This is a genomic window from Streptomyces sp. NPDC048718 (assembly GCF_043198875.1).
GTDB lineage: Bacteria > Actinomycetota > Actinomycetes > Streptomycetales > Streptomycetaceae > Streptomyces.
The window spans coordinates 62,508-81,643 of sequence record NZ_JBICVG010000022.1; the positions used below are offsets into that span (position 1 = coordinate 62,508).

The 19,136-nt window shown below is 71.7% G+C and carries 16 protein-coding genes and 1 riboswitch; of the genes, 4 read left to right on the top strand and 12 right to left on the bottom strand.

The genetic code is table 11. The features are described from left to right. Window positions 1-178: 178 nt before the first annotated feature. From hisG to ACGFRB_RS30940, 7 genes are all read right to left on the bottom strand, one after another. Window positions 179-1,027, bottom strand: a complete 849-nt coding sequence (gene hisG / locus ACGFRB_RS30910; protein ID WP_361232564.1) for an ATP phosphoribosyltransferase — start codon at window positions 1,025-1,027, stop codon at window positions 179-181. Between the two features lie 111 nt (window positions 1,028-1,138). Further along, entirely contained in the window at window positions 1,139-1,411 is a 273-nt protein-coding gene (locus ACGFRB_RS30915) for a phosphoribosyl-ATP diphosphatase (RefSeq protein ID WP_361232567.1), read from the bottom strand. A gap of 34 nt (window positions 1,412-1,445) precedes the next feature. Next, window positions 1,446-1,931, bottom strand: coding sequence for a 6,7-dimethyl-8-ribityllumazine synthase (ribH, locus tag ACGFRB_RS30920; protein ID WP_363010016.1), 486 nt, complete (start codon window positions 1,929-1,931; stop codon window positions 1,446-1,448). A 112-nt stretch (window positions 1,932-2,043) separates the two neighbouring features. Continuing rightward, a complete protein-coding gene (locus tag ACGFRB_RS30925) occupies window positions 2,044-3,378 on the bottom strand; it encodes a bifunctional 3,4-dihydroxy-2-butanone-4-phosphate synthase/GTP cyclohydrolase II (protein ID WP_393247767.1) in 1,335 nt (444 codons plus the stop codon). Continuing rightward, window positions 3,375-3,953 carry a nicotinamide mononucleotide transporter family protein gene (locus tag ACGFRB_RS30930; protein ID WP_363010105.1) on the bottom strand — a complete coding sequence of 193 codons (579 nt, stop codon included), beginning with the start codon at window positions 3,951-3,953 and terminating at the stop codon, window positions 3,375-3,377. The genes ACGFRB_RS30925 and ACGFRB_RS30930 overlap by 4 nt, the downstream gene beginning before the upstream one ends. 56 nt (window positions 3,954-4,009) lie before the next feature. Next, a complete protein-coding gene (locus tag ACGFRB_RS30935; protein WP_363010012.1) occupies window positions 4,010-4,618 on the bottom strand; it encodes a riboflavin synthase in 609 nt (202 codons plus the stop codon). 2 nt (window positions 4,619-4,620) lie between these two features. Beyond that, window positions 4,621-5,097, bottom strand: a complete 477-nt coding sequence (locus tag ACGFRB_RS30940; protein ID WP_393247769.1) for a hypothetical protein — start codon at window positions 5,095-5,097, stop codon at window positions 4,621-4,623. 188 nt (window positions 5,098-5,285) lie between these two features. Next, a riboswitch (FMN riboswitch) is annotated at window positions 5,286-5,416 on the bottom strand. 281 nt (window positions 5,417-5,697) lie between these two features. Here ACGFRB_RS30940 and ACGFRB_RS30945 point away from each other — a divergent pair. Then, on the top strand, window positions 5,698-8,088 hold the full coding sequence (locus ACGFRB_RS30945) for a chitinase C-terminal domain-containing protein (RefSeq protein WP_393247771.1): 2,391 nt from the start codon (window positions 5,698-5,700) through the stop codon (window positions 8,086-8,088). 205 nt (window positions 8,089-8,293) lie between these two features. On the opposite strand, the gene ACGFRB_RS30950 is transcribed toward ACGFRB_RS30945, so the two are convergent. Next, complete coding sequence (locus ACGFRB_RS30950; protein ID WP_393247773.1) at window positions 8,294-9,484, bottom strand: ROK family transcriptional regulator; 1,191 nt, start codon at window positions 9,482-9,484, stop codon at window positions 8,294-8,296. A 294-nt stretch (window positions 9,485-9,778) separates the two neighbouring features. Here ACGFRB_RS30950 and ACGFRB_RS30955 point away from each other — a divergent pair, with 294 nt between their 5' ends. The 3 genes from ACGFRB_RS30955 (at window position 9,779) to ACGFRB_RS30965 (ending at window position 13,387) form a co-directional block, all read left to right on the top strand. Continuing rightward, complete coding sequence (locus tag ACGFRB_RS30955; RefSeq protein ID WP_363010004.1) at window positions 9,779-10,981, top strand: MFS transporter; 1,203 nt, start codon at window positions 9,779-9,781, stop codon at window positions 10,979-10,981. A gap of 142 nt (window positions 10,982-11,123) precedes the next feature. After that, window positions 11,124-12,518 (top strand): solute carrier family 23 protein, encoded by a 1,395-nt coding sequence (locus tag ACGFRB_RS30960; protein WP_363010002.1) that lies wholly within the window; start codon window positions 11,124-11,126, stop codon window positions 12,516-12,518. Between the two features lie 74 nt (window positions 12,519-12,592). After that, window positions 12,593-13,387, top strand: coding sequence for a DUF5995 family protein (locus ACGFRB_RS30965; protein ID WP_393247775.1), 795 nt, complete (start codon window positions 12,593-12,595; stop codon window positions 13,385-13,387). A 65-nt stretch (window positions 13,388-13,452) separates the two neighbouring features. On the opposite strand, the gene ACGFRB_RS30970 is transcribed toward ACGFRB_RS30965, so the two are convergent. From ACGFRB_RS30970 to ACGFRB_RS30985, 4 genes are all read right to left on the bottom strand, one after another. Continuing rightward, a complete protein-coding gene (locus ACGFRB_RS30970; protein ID WP_393247777.1) occupies window positions 13,453-15,150 on the bottom strand; it encodes a flavin monoamine oxidase family protein in 1,698 nt (565 codons plus the stop codon). A 165-nt stretch (window positions 15,151-15,315) separates the two neighbouring features. Beyond that, the gene (locus tag ACGFRB_RS30975) at window positions 15,316-16,128 is read right to left on the bottom strand and encodes a carbon-nitrogen hydrolase family protein (protein ID WP_393247779.1); all 813 of its coding nucleotides are present in this window, start codon (window positions 16,126-16,128) and stop codon (window positions 15,316-15,318) included. A gap of 653 nt (window positions 16,129-16,781) precedes the next feature. Continuing rightward, on the bottom strand, window positions 16,782-17,237 hold the full coding sequence (locus ACGFRB_RS30980) for an Lrp/AsnC family transcriptional regulator (RefSeq protein ID WP_361238103.1): 456 nt from the start codon (window positions 17,235-17,237) through the stop codon (window positions 16,782-16,784). Between the two features lie 10 nt (window positions 17,238-17,247). Continuing rightward, window positions 17,248-18,720, bottom strand: a complete 1,473-nt coding sequence (locus ACGFRB_RS30985) for an amino acid permease (RefSeq protein WP_393247781.1) — start codon at window positions 18,718-18,720, stop codon at window positions 17,248-17,250. Window positions 18,721-19,136 lie beyond the last annotated feature (416 nt).

Genomic DNA, 19,136 nt, shown 5'->3' on the forward strand with positions numbered 1-19,136 from the left:
GGGCGAGCGGGGCGGGCGAGGTGATCCCGATCCGGACGATCGGTGCGACCCGCGCGTTCGGTGTGATCGGTGCGATCCGTGTACGAGCGGTGCGCCGGCTCGGGGCGCGATGACACCGGCACGGGCGCGGGCGCGCGTACGCGGGATCCGCCCGTGTACGCGCGGCCCGTGGCCGGTGTCAGAGCCGGCAGGCGTGGATGGCCGTGGTGAGGATGGCGCGGGCGCCCAGCTCGTACAGGTCGTCCATGACCTTCTGCGCCTCGCGGGACGGGACCATGGCGCGGACCGCGACCCAGCCCTCGTTGTGCAGCGGCGAGACGGTCGGGGACTCCAGGCCGGGGGTGAGGGCGACGGCCTGCTCCAGGTGCTCGGCGCGGCAGTCGTAGTCCATCATCACGTAGCTGCGGGCGACCAGGACGCCCTGGAGGCGGCGCAGGAACTGCTGCACCTTGGGGTCGTCGGTGGGGGCGCCGGCCCGGCGGACGACCACGGCCTCGGAGGTGAGGATCGGGTCGCCGATGACCTCCAGGCCGGCGTTGCGCAGGCTGGTGCCGGTCTCGACGACGTCCGCGATGATCTGGGCGACGCCCAGCTGGATCGCGGTCTCGACGGCGCCGTCCAGGTGGACGACGGAGGCCTCGATGCCCTGCTCGGCCAGGTGCTTGGCGACGATGCCCTCGTAGGAGGTGGCGATCGTCATGCCGTGGAAGTCCTTGGGACCGGTCGCGGTGCCCGGACGGGTGGCGTAGCGGAAGGTCGAGCGGCCGAAGTTCAGCGGCAGGATCTCCTCGGCGTCGGCGGCGGAGTCCAGGAGCAGGTCGCGGCCGGTGATGCCGATGTCGAGCCGGCCGGACGCCACGTAGATCGCGATGTCCTTGGGACGGAGGTAGAAGAACTCCACGTCGTTGTCCGGGTCGACGGTGACGAGTTCCTTGGACTCCTTGCGCTGCCGGTAGCCCGCCTCATGGAGCATCTCCATCGCAGGTCCGGAGAGGGAACCCTTGTTGGGGACGGCGATGCGCAGCATGGGGTGGGCTTCCTTTGCCTCAGAGGTCGTACGTCGGAACGGGTGGTGCGGGAGACGCGCGGTGCGCGCGGCCGGCCCCTTGCCGGAGAGACTCCTCAAGGGGCGGGCGGATCAGAGATGGGCGTACACGTCGTCGAGCGAGATCCCGCGGGCGACCATCATCACCTGGACGTGGTACAGCAGCTGCGAGATCTCCTCGGCGGCGGCTTCCTTGCCCTCGTACTCGGCGGCCATCCAGACCTCGGCGGCCTCCTCGACGACCTTCTTGCCGATGGCATGGACGCCCTTGCCGACCAGTTCCGCCGTACGGGAGGTCGCCGGGTCGCCGGTCTCGGCCTTGTTCTTGAGCTCGGTGAAGAGCTCTTCGAAGGTTTTGTTCGCCATGATGTCCTCAGGGTACGGGGTACGGGCTCGCGCCTCAGCGCCAGGGTTCGCTGACCGTGCGCAGCGTGGTCGCGGTGGCGACGGCGGCGGTCACGGCCTCGTGGCCCTTGTCCTCGTGGGACCCTTCGAGGCCGGCCCGGTCCAGGGCCTGTTCCTCGGTGTCGCAGGTCAGGACACCGAATCCGACGGGTACGCCGGTGTCGACGGCGACCTGGGCGAGGGCATGGGTGACGCCCTGGCACACGTACTCGAAGTGCGGCGTGCCGCCGCGGATGACGACGCCGAGCGCCACGACCGCATCGTAGCCGCGTCCGGCGAGCGCCTTGGCCACGACGGGGAGTTCGAAGCTGCCCGGGACGCGCAGCAGGGTGGGCTCCTCGATGCCGAACTCCTTGAGGGCGCGCAGGGCGCCGTCGACGAGGCCGTCCATGATCTTCTCGTGCCACTGGGCCGCGACGATCGCGACGCGCAGGTCGCCGCAGTTCTTCACGCTGAGGACGGGTGCGCCCTTGCCGCTCATGTCTCTCCTTGCTGTGTTCTTGCCATCCGGCCGGCGTGCTGTCGCGCGGTGTCATGTCGCCGCCCGGTGGCGGCTCTGTCCGCCGGCTCCGCCGGTGTTACTGGGGCCGGTGTTACTGGGGATGGGTGCCGGTCGCCGTGCCGTCCAGCCAGGGCAGGTCGTGCCCCATCCGGTCCCGCTTGGTGCGCAGGTAGCGGAGGTTGTGCTCGTCCGCCTGGACCTCCATCGCCTCGCGGCCGGTGACGTCGAGGCCGTGCCGGGTGAGGGCGGCGGTCTTGTCGGGGTTGTTGGTGAGCAGCCGCAGGCTGCGGACCCCGAGGTCGGCGAGGATCCGCGCGCCGGCCGCGTAGTCGCGGGCGTCGGCGGGCAGGCCGAGTTCCAGATTGGCATCGAGGGTGTCGCGGCCGCGTTCCTGGAGTTCGTACGCCCGGAGCTTGGACAGCAGCCCGATGCCCCGGCCCTCGTGGCCGCGCAGATAGACGACGACCCCTCGGCCGGCCTCGGTGATCCGTTCCATGGCCGCCTGGAGCTGGGGGCCGCAGTCGCAGCGCAGCGAGTGGAAGACGTCGCCGGTCAGGCACTCGGAGTGGATCCGGACCAGGATGTCCTCGCCGTCGCCGAGGTCGCCGTGGACGAGGGCGACGTGCTCGACGCCGTCGGTGGTGGAGCGGTAGCCGTACGCCGTGAACTCGCCGTACGCGGTGGGCAGCCGGACTTCGGCCTCCCGGCGTACGAGGGGCTCGGCGGAGCGCCGGTAGGCGATCAGGTCCTCGATGGAGACGATCGTCAGACCGTGCTTGCGGGCGAACGGCACCAGCTCGGGCAGCCGCAGCATCACCCCGTCCTCGCCCGCGATCTCGACGATCGCGCCGGCCGGACGGAGCCCGGCGAGCCTGGCCAGGTCGACGGCGGCCTCGGTGTGGCCGGGGCGGGTCAGCACACCGCCGGGCCGGGCCCGCAGCGGGAAGACATGGCCGGGGCGGACGAAGTCGCCGGGCTCGGACGTACCGGCGGCCAGCATCCGCAGGGTGGTGGCGCGGTCGGCGGCCGAGATGCCGGTGGTGACGCCGTGGACGGGGCTCGCGTCGACGGAGACGGTGAACGCGGTCCGCATCGCCTCGGTGTTCTGGTCGACCATCTGCGGCAGCCGGAGGCGGTCGAGTTCGGCGCCCTCCATGGGCGCGCAGATCAGGCCCCGGCATTCGCTCATCATGAAGGCGACGACCTCGGGGGTGACCTTCTCCGCGGCGATGACGAGGTCGCCCTCGTTTTCGCGGTCCTCGTCGTCCACGACCACGACGGGACGGCCGGCGGCGATGTCCGCGATGGCCTGCTCGACGGGGTCGAGGGCGAGGTCGGAGGTGTCCCAGAGCCCGTTCCCGGGAGCCTCGGCGAGCGGGTTCGGCACGGCGGAAAGGGGGCCGGCGGGCGTGGTGCGGGTGCTCATGCGTGGGCTCCTTCCAGGACGGGGGCGGTCCGCGACCGCAGCCACCAGTCGCGCATGCCCCACAGGACGAGGGCGAAGTAGACGACGTAGACCATGCCGGAGAAGGCGAGGCCGCTGTGGAAGGCGAGCGGGACGCCGACGAGGTCGACGAGGAGCCAGGCGAACCAGAACTCGACCAGGCCGCGGGCCTGGGCGACCATCGCGACGAGGGTCCCGACGAAGATGTACGCGTCGGCCCACGGGCTCCAGGACAGCGACGGGTAGAGAGTGAACAGGCCGCCGACGGCGAGGGTGCCGAGGGCCGCGCCGGCCAGCAGCAGCCCGCGCTCCTTCCAGGTCGCGAAGCGGACGGCGAGCGAGCCGTCCTGGGCGTGCTGCCTGCCCCGGTTCCACTGCCACCAGCCCCAGACGGCGACGCCGATGACGAGGAGCTGCTTGCCGACGCCGCCGGAGAGGTGGGCGGAGGCGTAGGCGCCGACGAGGACGACACCGGAGAGCAGCTGGGTGGGCCAGGTGAGGATGGAGCGGCGCCAGCCGAGGGCGAGGGCGACCAGACCGATGGTGTTGCCGATCATGTCGGACCACAGGATGTGCTGGCCGAGGACGGTGAACGCCTCGGAGTTGAGCCAGTTCACTTGACGTTCTCCTGGGCGTTCGGGCCGAGCAGCCGCTCGACGTACTTGGCGATGACGTCCACTTCGAGGTTGACCGGGTCGCCGGGCTGCTTGATGCCGAGCGTGGTCAGCGCGAGGGTGGTGGGGATGAGGCTGATGGTGAAGTGCTCGTCGCCGGCCTCGACGACGGTGAGGCTGACGCCGTCGACGGTGATGGAGCCCTTCTCGACGACGTAGCGGGCGAGCCGGGCGGGCAGGCCGACGGTGACGACCTCCCAGTGCTCGGAGGGCTCGCGCCTGAGGATGGTGCCGGTGCCGTCCACGTGGCCCTGGACGATGTGGCCGCCGAGGCGTCCGCCGACGGCCGTGGGCCGCTCCAGGTTGACGCGGGAGCCGGTCGTGAGGACTCCGAGGGAGGAGCGCTTCAGGGTCTCGGCCATCACGTCGGCGGTGAACTCGCCGTCGGCGGTCTCGACGACCGTGAGGCAGACGCCGTTGACGGCGATCGAGTCGCCGTGCCGGGCGCCCTCGGTGACCAGCGGGCCGCGCAGGCGGAAGCGGGAGGCGTCGGGCAGCTGCTCGACGGCGACGACCTCGCCCAGTTCTTCGACGATTCCGGTGAACACGGTCAGACTCCCTGGACGGTGTCGGGGGACAGTTCGGCGGGCGGTGCGGTGCGCGGTGCGGCGAAGACGGCGGCGCGGGTCGCGGCAGCGGGCCCGCTCGGCGCTCCGGCGGCGGTGGCGGCGCCGGTACCGGCGCTGGTGCTGGTGCTGGGCGCGTCGGCGCGGGGTACGGCGGTCGCCCGGAGGTCGGATCCGGCGTGCGCGGTCTCGCTCATGTCGAGCCGCAACGCGTCCGTGAGGGTGGTGATTCCGGCGCCGTCGAGGGCCGCGGGCGCCGCGGGTGCCATGACGGCGAACGGGCCGGCGAGGGCGGGGGCGCGGGATGCGAGGGTGACGTAGGCGGTGTCCCCGCAGGCCGGACGGCCGGGGGCGACACCGACGACACGGCCGACGACGGCGGCGGGGCGGGTGAAGCCGAGACCGCGGGCGGCGAGGGTGCTCGCGCGCCGCATGGCGGTGATGTCGGCCTGGGTGGCCACCGGGTCCTCCTGCCTCTTCGGGCACGGACTCCGGGGCCTGTCGATGACGACAGAGAGCGGAAGAGACACCTCGCGCAGGATGCGCCGAGGCCGGATCCCCTGGTACGCCTGATGGACCCGGCTGAAGAAGCGGGTACGGCGACCAGCGGACGTACGGCCGGCACACCCCTCGACCGAGGGGTCACCCGCCGCGCACTGCCTCCCATCCGGACTTTCACCGTCGGTCCAGGAATTTCGCCTGGTCAACCGGCCGCTGGCTGCGGACGGGTCGCGGACTATAACCGCCGGTTCGGAATTACACCGACCCCGGAGTGCGCTGCTGCTGATACAGGGCCAGTGTGCCACGCCCCGCGCCGCGTCCGACCAGACGGGCGACCCTTGTGGCGTGACTCACATATCGAGCGGATCCCTGACCCATCCCCCCGCCCGACCCGCACGTGCCACCTTTGGTCCAGACCTATTGACGCTCTGGTCTAGTCCTCTTAATCTCCGAGTCACCTCCGAGGAACGGCCCTGGCGGTGTGCGCACTCCGCGGGCCTCGACACGACCCACCCCCTGTTCGTTGTGTTCCGCCCGACCTCCCCTGGAGGAACCCGATCGTGTTCTCCCCCACGAAGAAGAGGGCCTCGCTGCTCGCTTCCGGTGCGGCCGTCGCCGGACTGCTCCTCGGCTCCCTCGCCTCCGGCGGTGTCTCGTACGCCGCCGACAACGAGTCCTGCCGCCCCGACGGCCTGTACCGGACCCCGGGCGTCGACGTCCCCTACTGCTCGGTCTACGACGCCGACGGCCGCGAGAAGATGGGCACCGACCACCAGCGCCGCGTCATCGGCTACTTCACCGGCTGGCGCACCGGCAAGAACGGCGAGCCCGCCTATCTGGCCTCCGACATCCCGTGGGACAAGGTCACCCACGTCAACTACGCCTTCGGTCACGTCGGCGGCGACAACAAGCTGTCGGTGGGCACCGACGGCCCCGACAACGCGGCCACCGGGATGACCTGGCCCGGTGTCGCGGGCGCCGAGATGGACCCCGCGTACCCGTACAAGGGCCACTTCAACCTGCTCAACAAGTTCAAGAAGCAGCACCCGAACGTGAAGACGCTGATCTCGGTCGGCGGCTGGGCGGAGACCGGCGGCTACTTCGACGACAAGGGCGGCCGGGTGGACTCCGGCGGCTTCTACTCGATGGCCACCAACGCCGACGGATCGGTCAACCAGACCGGGATCGACACCTTCGCGAACTCCGCCGTCGACTTCATCCGGAAGTACGGCTTCAACGGCGTCGACATCGACTACGAGTACCCGACGACGATGAAGGACGCGGGCAACCCGCTGGACTGGCAGCTCGCCAACGGCCGCCGCGCGGGACTCGTCCAGGGCTACGCGGCCCTGATGAAGTCGCTGCGCGAGAAGCTCGACCGGGCCGGCGCCGCCGACGGCCGGCACTACCTGCTGACCGTCGCCGCGCCCTCCTCCGGTTATCTGCTGCGCGGCATGGAGACCTTCCAGATGCAGAGGTATCTGGACTACGTCAACATCATGTCCTACGACCTGCACGGCGCCTGGAACGAGTACGTCGGCCCGAACGCCTCCCTGTTCGACGACGGCAAGGACGCCGAACTCGCCGCCGCCAACGTCTACGGCTCGGCGCAGTACGGAAGCATCGGCTACCTCAACACCGACTGGGCGTACCACTACTTCCGCGGCTCGATGCCGGCCGGCCGGATCAACATCGGCCTGCCGTACTACACCCGCGGCCACAAGAACGTGCAGGGCGGCACCGACGGCCTGTGGGGCCGGGCCGCCGCGAGCACCTGCCCGGCCGGCTCCGGCCTGACCAAGTGCGGCGACGGCGCGTCCGGCATCGACAACCTGTGGCACGACAAGGACACCGCCGGCAAGGAGTCGCCCGCCGGATCCAACCCGATGTGGCACGCCAAGAACCTGGAGAAGGGGATCGTCGGTGACTACGTCACCCGGTACGGATTCCCCGCCGACACCAAGCTGACCGGCACCTACGCCCGCAAGTACGACGCGACGCTGGTCGCCCCGTGGCTGTGGAACGCCGAGAAGAAGGTCTTCCTGTCCACGGAGGACGAGCAGTCGGTGGCCGCGAAGGCCGACTACGTCGTCGACCGGGGCATCGGCGGCACGATGGTGTGGGAGCTGGCCGGCGACTACGGCTGGAACGCGGCCAAGGGCCAGTACGACATGGGCTCGACGCTCACCTCGCTGATGTACGACAAGTTCAAGGCGGCCACCCCGTACGGCGCGCGAAAGGCGGGCGGGACGACGCCGGACCGGGCCGTGAACGTGGCCGTGGAGTTCGGCGGCTTCAAGCTGGGCGACTCCAACTACCCGATCACCCCGAAGCTGAAGATCACCAACAACACGGCCACGACGCTGCCGGGCGGCACGGAGTTCCAGTTCGACTACGGCACCTCGGCGCCGGACAACGCCTCCGACCAGTCCGGCTTCGGTACGAAGGTGATCAGCAGCGGCCACACGGGCAGCAACGTGGGCGGGCTGAAGGGCGACTTCCAGCGGGTGTCGCTCAAGCTCCCGGCGTGGCAGACGCTCGCCCCCGGCGCCTCGGTGGACCTGGCGTTCAACTACTACCTGCCGGTGTCGACGCCCTCGAACTGGACGGTGACGATCAACGGGACGGCGTACGCGCTCGCCGGGGACCTGGCGCGCGGCACGACGACGGTGGAGCCGGGCACGACGCCCACCACTCCCCCGACCACGCCGCCGACGACCCCGCCCACGACCCCGCCGACGACGCCGCCCACGACCCCGCCGACCACGACCCCGCCGACCACTCCGCCCGCGGGCTGCGCCGCGGCGGCGTACACGGCCGGCACGGTCTACAACGCGGGCCAGACCGTCTCCCACAAGGGCCACACCTGGAAGGCCAAGTGGTGGACCCAGAACGAGGAGCCGGGCACGACCGGCGACTGGGGCGTCTGGCAGGACCTCGGCGCCTGCTGACGACGCCGGCTCACTGAAGGCCCCCGGGCTCTTCGCCGAAACTCCCGGCGGCGGTTTCACGGCCCTTGCCGCCGCCGGGCCCGACTCGTCCGCACCCCGCGCGCCCGCGCCGCATCCCTCCTCCCCGGGATGCGGCGCGGGCGCGCGGCGCGTCTTCACCCCTGCGGGCAAACGGACATACGGACATACGGCCGGCCCTTCGGCCTTACGGGAAGAGGGCTTCCTGGGCCGCGTCGCGCGCGGTGAGCAGGGCGCCGCGCAGGATCGCGGTGTCGCCGAGGGCGGTGGCGCGGACCTCGGTGCGCAGCGGGGAGAGCGTGGCGAGGCGGGCCTCGACACGGGCGGCGAGGTCCGGCCCGCCGCGGTGGCCGGTCTCGCCGGCGAGGATCACGCGGCCGGGGTCGAGGACGGCGGCGACCGAGGCCGCGCCGAGGGCGAGCCGGCCGGCGAGCTCGTCCAGGAAGGCCGGATGCCCGGACTCCAGGGCCGTGGCGGGGTCGAGGCCGTGGGTACGGGCCAGGGCGTCGATGGCGGCGGCGCAGGCCAGCTCGTCGAAGCCGCCGTCGCAGCCGTGTGCCGAGGGCAGCCCGGAGGTGCCCGGCACGGGCAGGAAGCCGATCTCGCCCGCGCCGCCGGAGGCCCCGCGGCGCAGCCGTCCGTCGAGGACGACGGCGGCGCCGATGCCCTGGCCGAGCCAGAGCAGGACGAAGGTGTCGCGGCCGGGGCCGGCCGGGGCGCCGCTCTCCCCCCTGCCGTCACCGCTGCCGTCACCGCTGCTGCCGTCGCCGTCGCGGGCGGCGCCTTCGCGGAGTTCGGCGACGGCGGCCAGATTGACCTCGTTCTCCACCACGACGGTGGCGGGCAGGCGCTGCTGGAGCGCGGCGACCAGGAGCCGGTGCCACTCGGGGAGTTTCGCGGTGTCCCGCAGCTGGCGGGTGGCCGGGTCGATCAGACCGGGCGCGCCGACGGCGACACTGTGCAGCCGGGCGGCGCCGGCCGCGCGGGCGGTGCGTTCGAGGAGTTCCACGGCCCGCTCGGCGGCGGGTCCGGGGGCGCCGCCGTCGATGGGCAGGGTGGCCTCGGCGAGGGTGGTGCCCAGGAGGTCGGCGACGACGACGGAGACGGAACGGGTGCGCACATCCAGCGCGGCGAGATGCGCGCGGTCGGCCACGATCCCGTAGAGCCGGGCGTTGGGGCCGCGCCGCCGGACCCCGGCCTCGCCGACGACATGCACGAGGCCGCCGGTCTGGAGCCGGTCCACGAGGTCGGCGACGGTGGGGCGGGAGAGCCCGGTGAGCGTCTTCAGCTGGGTCGCCGTCAACGGGCCGGCGTCCTGGAGCAGACGCAGGGCGAGCCGGTCGTTGAGGGCCCGGGCGGTGCTCGGGGATGCGGCCATGCGGTGATCCTCTCAGATGCCCGTACCCCATCGGCGCTCCCGCGCTTCTATTTATCAGGCAGGGTTCCTGATAGTTTACGCGGCGCAGCGTCGACGCGGACGCGGCGCGGACCCGGCTCCGCTCGACCCGACTCGACACGGCTCGGCACGGCTCCCCGCACGGCACCCACTTCCGCACACCACGACACAGCACAGCTCGACTGCGACCGCGACCGCTGCCGCGGCACGAGCCCGGCGCGCGGCCGTGCCCCGCGCTGCGCACCCGCGCGTCCAGGGGTATCCAGGGAGGGAACGATGGACAGGACCGGCACCACACCAGGACTGCGGCGGGCGAGGTACGCCATCGCCGCCGTCTTCTGCGTCCACGGCGCGGTCACCGGAAGCTTCGCGACCCGGATCCCGTGGATCCAGGAACACGCGGGCGTCAGCGCCGGACAGCTCGGGCTCGCGCTGGCCTTCCCGGCGATCGGCGCCTCGCTCGCGATGCCGCTCGCGGGCGCGGTCAATCACCGGATCGGCGCCAAGACGGCCCTGCGCGGGCTCCTCGCCCTGTGGACCCTCGCCCTGACGCTGCCCTCGCTCGCACCGAACGTCTACACCCTGGGCGCCGCGCTCCTCGTCTTCGGCGCCACCGCCGGCATGTCCGACGTCAGCATGAACGCGCTCGGCGTGGAGACCGAGACCCGGCTCGGCCGTTCGATCATGTCCGGTCTGCACGGCATGTGGAGCGCGGGCGCGCTGATCGGCTCGGCCGCCGGCACCGTCGCCGCCCACCTCGGCACGGACGCCCGGCTGCACCATCTGATGGCCGCCCTGATCCTCACCGCGCTCGGTCTGGTCTGCTGCCAGGGGGTGCTCGACCTACGCGGCGGCACCGACGAGGAGGCCCCGCCGCGCTTCGCGCTGCCGCCGAAGTCCGCCCTGATCATCGGCGCCGTGGGGTTCTGCGCGGTGTTCGCGGAGGGGGCGAGCATGGACTGGTCGGCGGTCTATCTGAAGGGCGAGCTGGGTACCTCGGCCGGCCTGGCCGCCGCGTCCACCACCGCCTTCGCCCTCACCATGGCCGTGGCGCGGTTCGCCGGCGACCGGGTGGTGGACCGGTTCGGCGCGGTGCGCACCGTACGGACCGGGGGCCTCGTCGCGGGCCTCGGCGGGGTGCTCGTGGTGACCGCCCCGCACGCCGTCCTCGCGATGGCCGGATTCGGACTGATCGGGCTCGGTGTCGCGGTGGTGGTCCCGCTCGCCTTCGCCGCCGCCGGACGCAGCGGGCCGAATCCCAGCCAGGCCATCGCGGGTGTCGCCACCATCACATACGCCTCGGGTCTCCTGGCCCCCTCCGCGATCGGCCAGATCGCCGACGCGACCAGCCTCGTCGTCTCGTTCTCGCTGGTCACACTGCTCGCGTTCGGTCTGGTACCGGCCGCCGGGGTGCTTCGGACACGTACCCGCGAGGCGGTCGGCGCGGCGCGGTCACGGGCATCGGAGGAGGTTGGCTGACAGGCTCCGGGCACAAGGCGGCCGACCACCGTACGCACCGGTCGGTCGGCCGTCTCGCGCGGCATTACCATATGGCTGATCTTTTTCGGTCCCGACACGACGGGGCCGGGAGTCACCGGACCCTGAGAACTGGAGCGACCACATGAGGCTCGGCGTGCGCTGGACCCTGCACGGCGACGGGAGGACGCCGGCTCCCGGGGCCGTCGTCCGGCCGGACGAACGGCTGACCTGGCCGCGGACGATCGGGCTCGGCGCCCAGCACGTGGTCGCGATGTTCGGCGCGTCGTTCGTCGCCCCGGTCCTCATGGGTCTGGACCCGAACCTCGCGATCATGATGTCCGGTGTCTCCACCGTGATCTTCCTGCTCGCGACCCGCGGCACCGTCCCCTCCTACCTGGGCTGCTCGCTCTCCTTCGTGGGTGTCGCCGCGGCGATCCGGGCCTCCGGCGGCAGCAGCGCCACCGTGACCGGCGCGGTGTTCGTGGTCGGCGCGGCGCTGTTCCTCGCGGGTCTCGCGGTGAAGAAGTTCGGCGCGCGGATCATCCACGCGGCCATGCCGCCGGTGGTCACCGGCGCCGTCGTCATGCTGATCGGCTTCAACCTGGCGCCGGTCACCGCGTCCGTCTACTGGCCGCAGGACCAGTGGACGGCCCTGTTCACCATGCTGTTCACCGGCCTCGCGGTGGTCTGTCTGCGCGGTTTCTGGTCGCGTATCGCGATCTTCCTCGGCCTGGTCTTCGGCTACGGCCTCTCCTGGGTCTCCGACCTGGTCTTCGGGAAGATCCATTCGGCGACCGGCGGCGGTGAGGTCGCCGACCACTGGCGGCTGGACCTCTCCGGTGTCTCCAAGGCCGACTGGTTCGGTCTGCCCTCCCTGCACGGCCCCAGCTTCGAGTGGTCCGCGATCCTGGTCGCGCTGCCCGTCGTCATCGCGCTCATCGCGGAGAACGCCGGTCACGTCAAGGCCGTCGGCGAGATGACCGGCAACCCGCTGGACGACAAGCTCGGCACCGCGATCGCCGCCGACGGCGTCGGCTCCATGCTGTCCACCGCCGTGGGCGGCCCGCCGAACACCACGTACTCCGAGAACATCGGCGTCATGGCCGCCACCCGGGTCTACTCCACCGCCGCCTACTGGGCCGCCGCCGGCTTCGCGCTGCTGTTCGGTCTGTGCCCGAAGTTCGGCGCGGTCGTCGCCGCCATCCCCGGTGGTGTGCTCGGCGGCATCACCGTGATCCTGTACGGCATGATCGGCCTGCTCGGCGCCCAGATCTGGATCAACGCCAAGGTCGACCTGCGCAACCCGCTCAACCTGGTGCCCACCGCGGCCGGCATCATCATCGGCGTCGGCGGTGTGAAGCTGACCTTCACCGACACCTTCGAACTGGGCGGCATCGCGCTCGGCACCCTGGTCGTCATCACCGGCTACCACGTGCTGCGCGCCTTCGCCCCGGCCCACATGAAGCAGCAGGAGCCGCTGCTCGACTCCGGTACCAGCTCGTACGAGAGCGGTTCCGAGGACACCTCGAAGAGCTGACGATTTTCGTCCGATCCGGCGAAGCCGGGCCTGTGGAGTCCCCTCCCGGGCCCGGCTGCTGTTTATCTGCCCCCATGGCACAGACCCAGCGGACCGCGGCGCGATCCACCGAACGGCTCACCCGGCGGCCCGGCGAACGGGCGGAGGGAGTGCCTCCCGCGCCGCCGGAGGAATGGAGCAGCGGGCCGATCGGGCCGTTCCGGTCGGTCGACCCCGTGGTGGAGCGGATGCGGGCGCTGCGCGGGACATGGAATCCGGCCGACGGGGTCGCCGTGTTCAACCGGGTCTATCTGACCGTCACCGAGGAGATCGGCCGGGCCATCGAGGCCGGTACCTTCGCCGACCCGGAGGCCGCCGCCACTCTCGACGTACGGTTCGCCGAGCGCTATCTCGCGGCCGTCGACGCCGTCCAGGCGGGCGGCGCGCCGCCCGCCTGCTGGCGGCCGCTGTTCGACCAGCGGCGCCATCCCGGGGTGCTGCCGCTCCAGTTCGCGCTGGCCGGGATCAACGCGCACATCGGACACGATCTGGCGCTCGCCGTGGTCGACACCAGCCGGGCCCTGGACTGCGCGCCCGCGGACCTGGAGGACGAGTTCGACCGGGTCGGCGACGTCCTCGTCCTCATGGAGGAACGCGTCCGGGAGGAACTGATGCCGGGCCCGGACCCGCTGGAGGTCGCGGACCCGCTCACCCATCTGCTCGGCTGCTGGAGTCTGGAGCGGGCCCGCGAGGGAGCCTGGGTCGCCGCGCGCACGCTGTGGCAGCTGCGGCGGCTGCCCGCGCTGGCCGAGGAGTTCGCCGAGCGCCTCGACCGCTCGGTGGGCCTGGTGGGGCGGATGATGCTCACGCCCCTCGCCCGGCGGCCCTGAGCCCGCGGCTCTCGGCTCTCGGCTCTCGGCTCCTGAGGCACGGCTCCCGGGCCGGGGCCGATCCCTCAGTCCTCCGGCAGCTCGACCGGGGCGATCTCGTCGTAGACGTCACCCGGTCCCGGGTTGGACGGATCGGTCGCCCCGCCAAAGTGGTGCATCACGCCCCACACCGCGTTGAGCGCCGTCTGCACCGCGCCCTCGGCCCAGCCGGCCGTCCACGAGATGTCGTCGCCCGCCAGGAAGATGCCCCGCTTGTCCTCGGGCAGCCGGTCCTGCATGAAGTGCGTGAACAGACGCCGCTGGTAGCGGTAGTGACCCGGCAGATTGGCCTTGAAGGCGCCCATGAAGTAGGGCTCGTTCTCCCAGGAGACCGTGACCGGGTTGCCGATGACATGCGACCGGATGTCGACATCGGGGTAGATCTCGCCGAGCGACTTCAGCATGACCTCCATCCGCTCGGCGGCGGACAGCGGAAGCCACTTGAGGCTGTCGTCGCACCAGGTGTACGACAGGCAGATGACGGCCGGCTTGTCCGGTCCGTCGTCCAGCAGGTACGTCCCCCGGGTCATCCGGTCGGTGAGGGTCATCGACATGACATCCCGCCCGGTCTTCTCGTCCTTGTCCAGCCAGAACGGCCGGTCGACGGGGACGAAGAGCTTGGAGCTCTCCATGTAGTGGGTGCGCTCGATCGCCGTCCAGTGGTCGATCGGGAAGAGCGAGTCGTCGCAGGCGATCTTGGACAGCAGCATCCAGGACTGGGCGGTGAAGACGGCCGCCCGGTACGTACGGATGTCGCCGGAGGTGTCGGTGACGGTGATCCGGTTCCCGGCGGCGCGGGTCAGCCGGGTGACGGCCGGCCGCGGTTCGCCGCGCTCGTGCAGCGACCGCAGGGAGGTGCCCGGCGCCCAATGGACGATCTTCGCCGGCTCGCGCTCCCACAGCCGCAGCGGCAGCTGCTGCGAGCCGCCGACGATGCCGCGGTGGTGGTCGTCCGCCTCGGTGTAGACGACCCGCAGGATCTCCAGGATGGAGTTGGGGAAGTCGGTGTCCCAGCCGCCGGTGCCGAAGCCGACCTGTCCGAAGATCTCGCGGTGGCGGAAGGACTTGAAGGCCTCGGACTCGCAGAGGAAGCCGTAGAACGTCTGATTGTCGAGCTTCTCGACGAGCCGGGACCAGATCTCGCGGATGCGCGGCACGTCGCGCGTGCGCAGGGCGCGGTTCATGTCGGAGAAGTCGGCGCCCTCCTCCAGGCAGTCGCTCCAGGCCCGGGCGACGTCCCGGTAGACCTGCGGCAGGTCGTCGATGGTCTCGGCGTAGTGCGACTCGCCCTTGAGATCGACGACGGTCGACGGGGTGGACTCGGCCAGCGGGTTCGGGAAGGGCCTGGTCGCGAGGCCGGCCAAGTCGATGTAGTGCTGGAGCGCGGTGGAGGAGGGCGGGAAGCGCATCGCGCCCATCTCGGCGGTCAGTCCCTCGGTCTCCGGGCCCTCGAAGCCGACGGTGCGCAGCCGGCCGCCGATCCGGTCGGCCTCGTACACGACGGGCTTCAGGCCCATCTTCATCAGCTCGTAGGCGGCGATGATCCCGGACAGACCGCCGCCGATCACGGCCACCTCGGCGCCGAACTCGGTCGCCGGGATCTGCCCCAGACCGGCCGGATGGGCCAGGAAGTCGTCGTAGGCGTACGGGAAGTCCGGACCGAACATGGTGATCGGCGGCTGGCCGTCGGTGTGCTGGACGGCGGTGGGCACCGTGGACGTCATGGGGTACGGACTCCTTGCACGGATACGGGTGAGGCAGGTGGAGCGGGTACGGGAAAGCGGCGCGCGGCCCGGCGCGGACCGGTGGCGTGCGGACGGTGAACGGGACCGGGAGGCCCGGAACCGGGCCGGGTCCGCGGCCGGGGACGAGGAGGGGCCGGCCCCGTCTCAGCCTTCGGCGAGGGCGCCGTACAGACCGGGTCGGCGATCGCGCAGGTAGGGGTTCTCCGCGCGGGAGACCGCCAGGAACTCCGGGTCGACCTCACCGAACACCAGGTCCTCGCCCCGTCCGGCGCGCGCCCGGGCCGTGCCGTCCGGCCCGGCGAGCGTGGACAGGCCGACGAACTCGAAGTCGCCCTCGGGGCCGGTGCGGTTGGCGTACGCCAGGTAGAGCTGGTTCTCGAAGGCCCGCACGGGGACGACCGATTCCGGCACGATCTCGGCCGGGTGCATGAGGGCGGTCGGCACCAGCAGGAGGTCGGTGCCGGCCAGTGCGTGCGCCCGGACGTTCTCCGGGAACTCCACGTCGTAGCAGATCATCAGACCGATCGTCAGGCCGCCGAGCCGGGCCTGGACGACGCTCGCGTCGCCCGGGGTGAACCACTCCCGCTCGCCGTCGCCGAAGAGATGGGTCTTGCGGTAGTGGGCGAGCGGGGCGCCGTCGGGACCGAAGAGCCACGCGGCGTTGTAGAGGACGCCGGGCCGCTCGGGGTCGCGCTCGGGGTAGCCGTAGCCGACGGCCAGACCGTGGCGGGCGGCGATCGCGGCGGCCGCGCGGGCGGACGGGCCGTCGGCGGTTTCCGCCAGCCGGGTCACGGCGTCGCCGATCGCGTAACCGGTGAGGAAGAGCTCGGGGGCGAGCAGCAGCCCGGCGCCGGCCCGCGCCGCGCGGGCCGCGGCCTCGTCGAGGATCTCCAGGTTGGCGGCCACGTCGCCGGGCTCGCCGGAACTCTGGAGCAGGGCCGTGCGCAGCGCGGGCATGGGCGGTCCTCGCAGGGTCGTGGGCAGGGCCGCTCGCTCGCGGAAACGCGAGGTCACGGGGAGGTTGGCTAGAACGGTACGTTTCCGCCTCCGACCCCGACAAGGCACGACTGTTGCGGACCGACCGTCGAACCGTTGCGTGATCTTCAGCCGTGCCGGTGATTCGTTGCGCGTACCCGGACGGGCCTGCTCCACCCCTGGCAGGAGCCCCTCCCCCGCCGTACGGGGGAGACCGGAACCGTCCCGCGGCGCGATGTCCGGACAAGGGCGGCGCGGAAGAGTAGGGGACGTCCGGGCGAGAGGTCGGACGGTCTCTTCGAAGGGACCGCGAGGCCATGAACCGTCGTACGAAAACAGCCGCCGGCACCGGTGGCTTACCAGCTCTGTCCAGCGGATCCGAGGGCCGGATCACCGCCCCCCGGCCCCGGCCCCGGATCCGCCGGACAGGCCCTTCAGACCGCCCCACGGGGGTGGGCGGGCGAGGACGGCGGTGCGGGAACCACGGCCCGCACCGCCTCACTCTCGCCCCGGCCCGACCCGGCGCGACTTACCGCGACTCGACGCGTTTCGACTCGCTTCGGCTCGCCGGGAACCCTGGTGGGGGCCGCATGACCGCATGACGAGGAACAAGAGGGCTACGGGAGTCGCGAGGGCTACGAGGGCGAGCCCGAGGAGAAGCGCCGCAGCAGCGGCGACAGCACCAGGACGGACTTGGTGCGCTCCACGAAGGGCTCGCCCGCGATGCGCTCCAGGACCCGCTCGAAGTGGCGCATGTCGGAGGCGAAGACCTGGACGAGCGCGTCGGCGTCACCGGTGACCGTCGACGCCGAGGCCACCTCGGGGTAGCGCTCCAGACCTCGCCGGATGTCCTCCGGCGAGGTGTTGTGGCGGCAGAAGATCTCGACGTACCCCTCGGTCTCCCAGCCGAGCGCCGCCGGGTCCACCCGTACGGTGAAGCCGGTGATGGCACCCTCGGCCCGGAGCCGGTCCACCCGCCGCTTGACGGCGGGCGCCGACAGGCCGACGAGCGAGCCGATGTCGGCGTAGCTGCGGCGGGCGTCTTCCGCGAGGGCGTGGACGATGCGTTCGTCGAGGTCGTTGAGTCGCACTACGGGTGGATCATTTCTCTGCCGTGGCCAGTTTCGAGCGGCGGATGCCGTACAGGAAGTAGACCACGAGACCGAAGGCCATCCAGCCGCCGAACCACTTCCAGGTGACCAGGTCGAGATTCCACATGCTGTACGCGCAGGCTATGAAGCCGAGGACCGGGAAGAGCGGTCCGAGCGGGACCTTGAACGAGCGGGGCATGTCCTTGCGGGTGTAGCGGAGCACCACGACGGCGACGTTGACCAGGCAGAACGCGAAGAGCGTACCGATGCTGGTGGCGTTGACCAGTTCGCCGAGCGGGACGGCGGCGGCGAGGGCGCCGCAGACGAGCGAGACGATCAGGGTGTTGACCCGCGGGGTCTTGGTCTTCGGGTGGACCCGGGCGAACACCTTCGGCATGAGGCCGTCGCGGGACATCGCGAAGAGGATGCGGGTCTGGCCGTAGAGCACGGTGAGGACGACGCTGGCGATGGAGACGACCGCGCCCGCGGCGAGCACGGTGCCCCAGACGCTCGTGCCGGTCACGTCGTGCATGATCGCGGCGAGGGACGCCTCCGAGCCCTCGAACTTCCGCCAGTCCCAGGCGCCGATGGCGACGACCGACACCAGCACGTACAGCGTGGTGACGATCACCAGCGACAGCATGATCGCCCGGGGCAGGTCGCGCTGGGGGTTCTTGGCCTCCTCGCCCGCCGTGGAGGCGGCGTCGAAGCCGATGTAGGAGAAGAACAGGACGGCACCGGCGATGCCGACGCTCTCCCGGCCGAGCGGCATGAAGTCGGAGAAGTTGCCGGACTTGAAGCCGAGGAAGCCGACCGCGCAGAAGAGCGCCAGGGAGGCGAACTTCACGAAGACCATGATCGTGTTGGCCCGGGCGGACTCCCGGGCGCCGCCGAGCAGGAAGAGCATGGCGAGGACGACGACGATCAGGGCGGGCAGGTTGAACACGCCGCCTTCGCCGGGCGGCGCGGAGAGCGCGGCCGGGAGGGTGACACCGAGGGTGCCGTCGAGCAGTTCGTTGAGGTAGTCGCCCCAGCCGACGGCCACGGCGGCGACGGACACGCCGTACTCCAGGAGCAGGCACCAACCGCAGATCCAGGCGATGAATTCGCCCAGCGTTGCGTACGCGTACGAGTAGGAGGAGCCGGCGACGGGGATCGTGCCGGCGAGTTCGGCGTACGACAGGGCCGAGAAGAGCGCGGTGAGTCCGGCGAGGACGAAGGCGAGGGTGACCGCGGGACCGGCCTTGGGGACGGCCTCGCCGAGCACGACGAAGATGCCGGTGCCGAGCGTGGCACCGATGCTGATCATGGTCAGCTGCCACATCGAGAGGGAGCGGCGCAGTGTGCCGCCCTCACCCTGGCCACCCTCCATGACCAGGCGTTCCACCGGCTTGCGTCGGATGAGAACGGCCAGCCACGAGGGGATGCGGGCAGGCGGGGCTTCGGTGTCCGCGGCCGATGGGACCGCGCCGGGGTCGAGCACTGCGAGGGCTCCTTCTTCACTGCCTGTCGACGAGGCGGAAGACCCGCGGCGGTGTCCGGGCATGCCGGGAAAGCCCATGAGGACATGGGGGGACCGCCGAGCAGACGGTCTTTCGTCACTCTTGGTACGAGGGATGAGCCTAAGCCCTCGCACTTCGCGGGTGTAACGCAGGGTTCTTGCAACGGGCCGGTCGATCATTGCGCGCGCGTCACACAGACGGCGAAACATTGCGCGGCTTTGCATGGATCAGTGCGTCGGGGGCTCGGCGGCCATGGGGCCGTGTCCGGGCCCGGACCGCGCCCGAACCGGGCCCGGACACGGCCGTGGGGGGGGGGGGGGGGGGGGGGGGGGGGGGGGGGGGGGGGGGGGGGGGGGGGGGGGGGGGGGGGGGGGGGGGGGGGGGGGGGGGGGGGGGG

Coding starts and splice junctions, on each gene's coding strand:
- hisG (WP_361232564.1), bottom strand. CDS start 1,027: ATGCTGCGCATCGCCGTCCCCAACAAGGGTTCCCTCTCCGGACCTGCG.
- ACGFRB_RS30915 (WP_361232567.1), bottom strand. CDS start 1,411: ATGGCGAACAAAACCTTCGAAGAGCTCTTCACCGAGCTCAAGAACAAG.
- ribH (WP_363010016.1), bottom strand. CDS start 1,931: ATGAGCGGCAAGGGCGCACCCGTCCTCAGCGTGAAGAACTGCGGCGAC.
- ACGFRB_RS30925 (WP_393247767.1), bottom strand. CDS start 3,378: ATGAGCACCCGCACCACGCCCGCCGGCCCCCTTTCCGCCGTGCCGAAC.
- ACGFRB_RS30930 (WP_363010105.1), bottom strand. CDS start 3,953: ATGATCGGCAACACCATCGGTCTGGTCGCCCTCGCCCTCGGCTGGCGC.
- ACGFRB_RS30950 (WP_393247773.1), bottom strand. CDS start 9,484: ATGGCCGCATCCCCGAGCACCGCCCGGGCCCTCAACGACCGGCTCGCC.
- ACGFRB_RS30955 (WP_363010004.1), top strand. CDS start 9,779: ATGGACAGGACCGGCACCACACCAGGACTGCGGCGGGCGAGGTACGCC.
- ACGFRB_RS30960 (WP_363010002.1), top strand. CDS start 11,124: ATGAGGCTCGGCGTGCGCTGGACCCTGCACGGCGACGGGAGGACGCCG.
- ACGFRB_RS30965 (WP_393247775.1), top strand. CDS start 12,593: ATGGCACAGACCCAGCGGACCGCGGCGCGATCCACCGAACGGCTCACC.
- ACGFRB_RS30970 (WP_393247777.1), bottom strand. CDS start 15,150: ATGACGTCCACGGTGCCCACCGCCGTCCAGCACACCGACGGCCAGCCG.
- ACGFRB_RS30975 (WP_393247779.1), bottom strand. CDS start 16,128: ATGCCCGCGCTGCGCACGGCCCTGCTCCAGAGTTCCGGCGAGCCCGGC.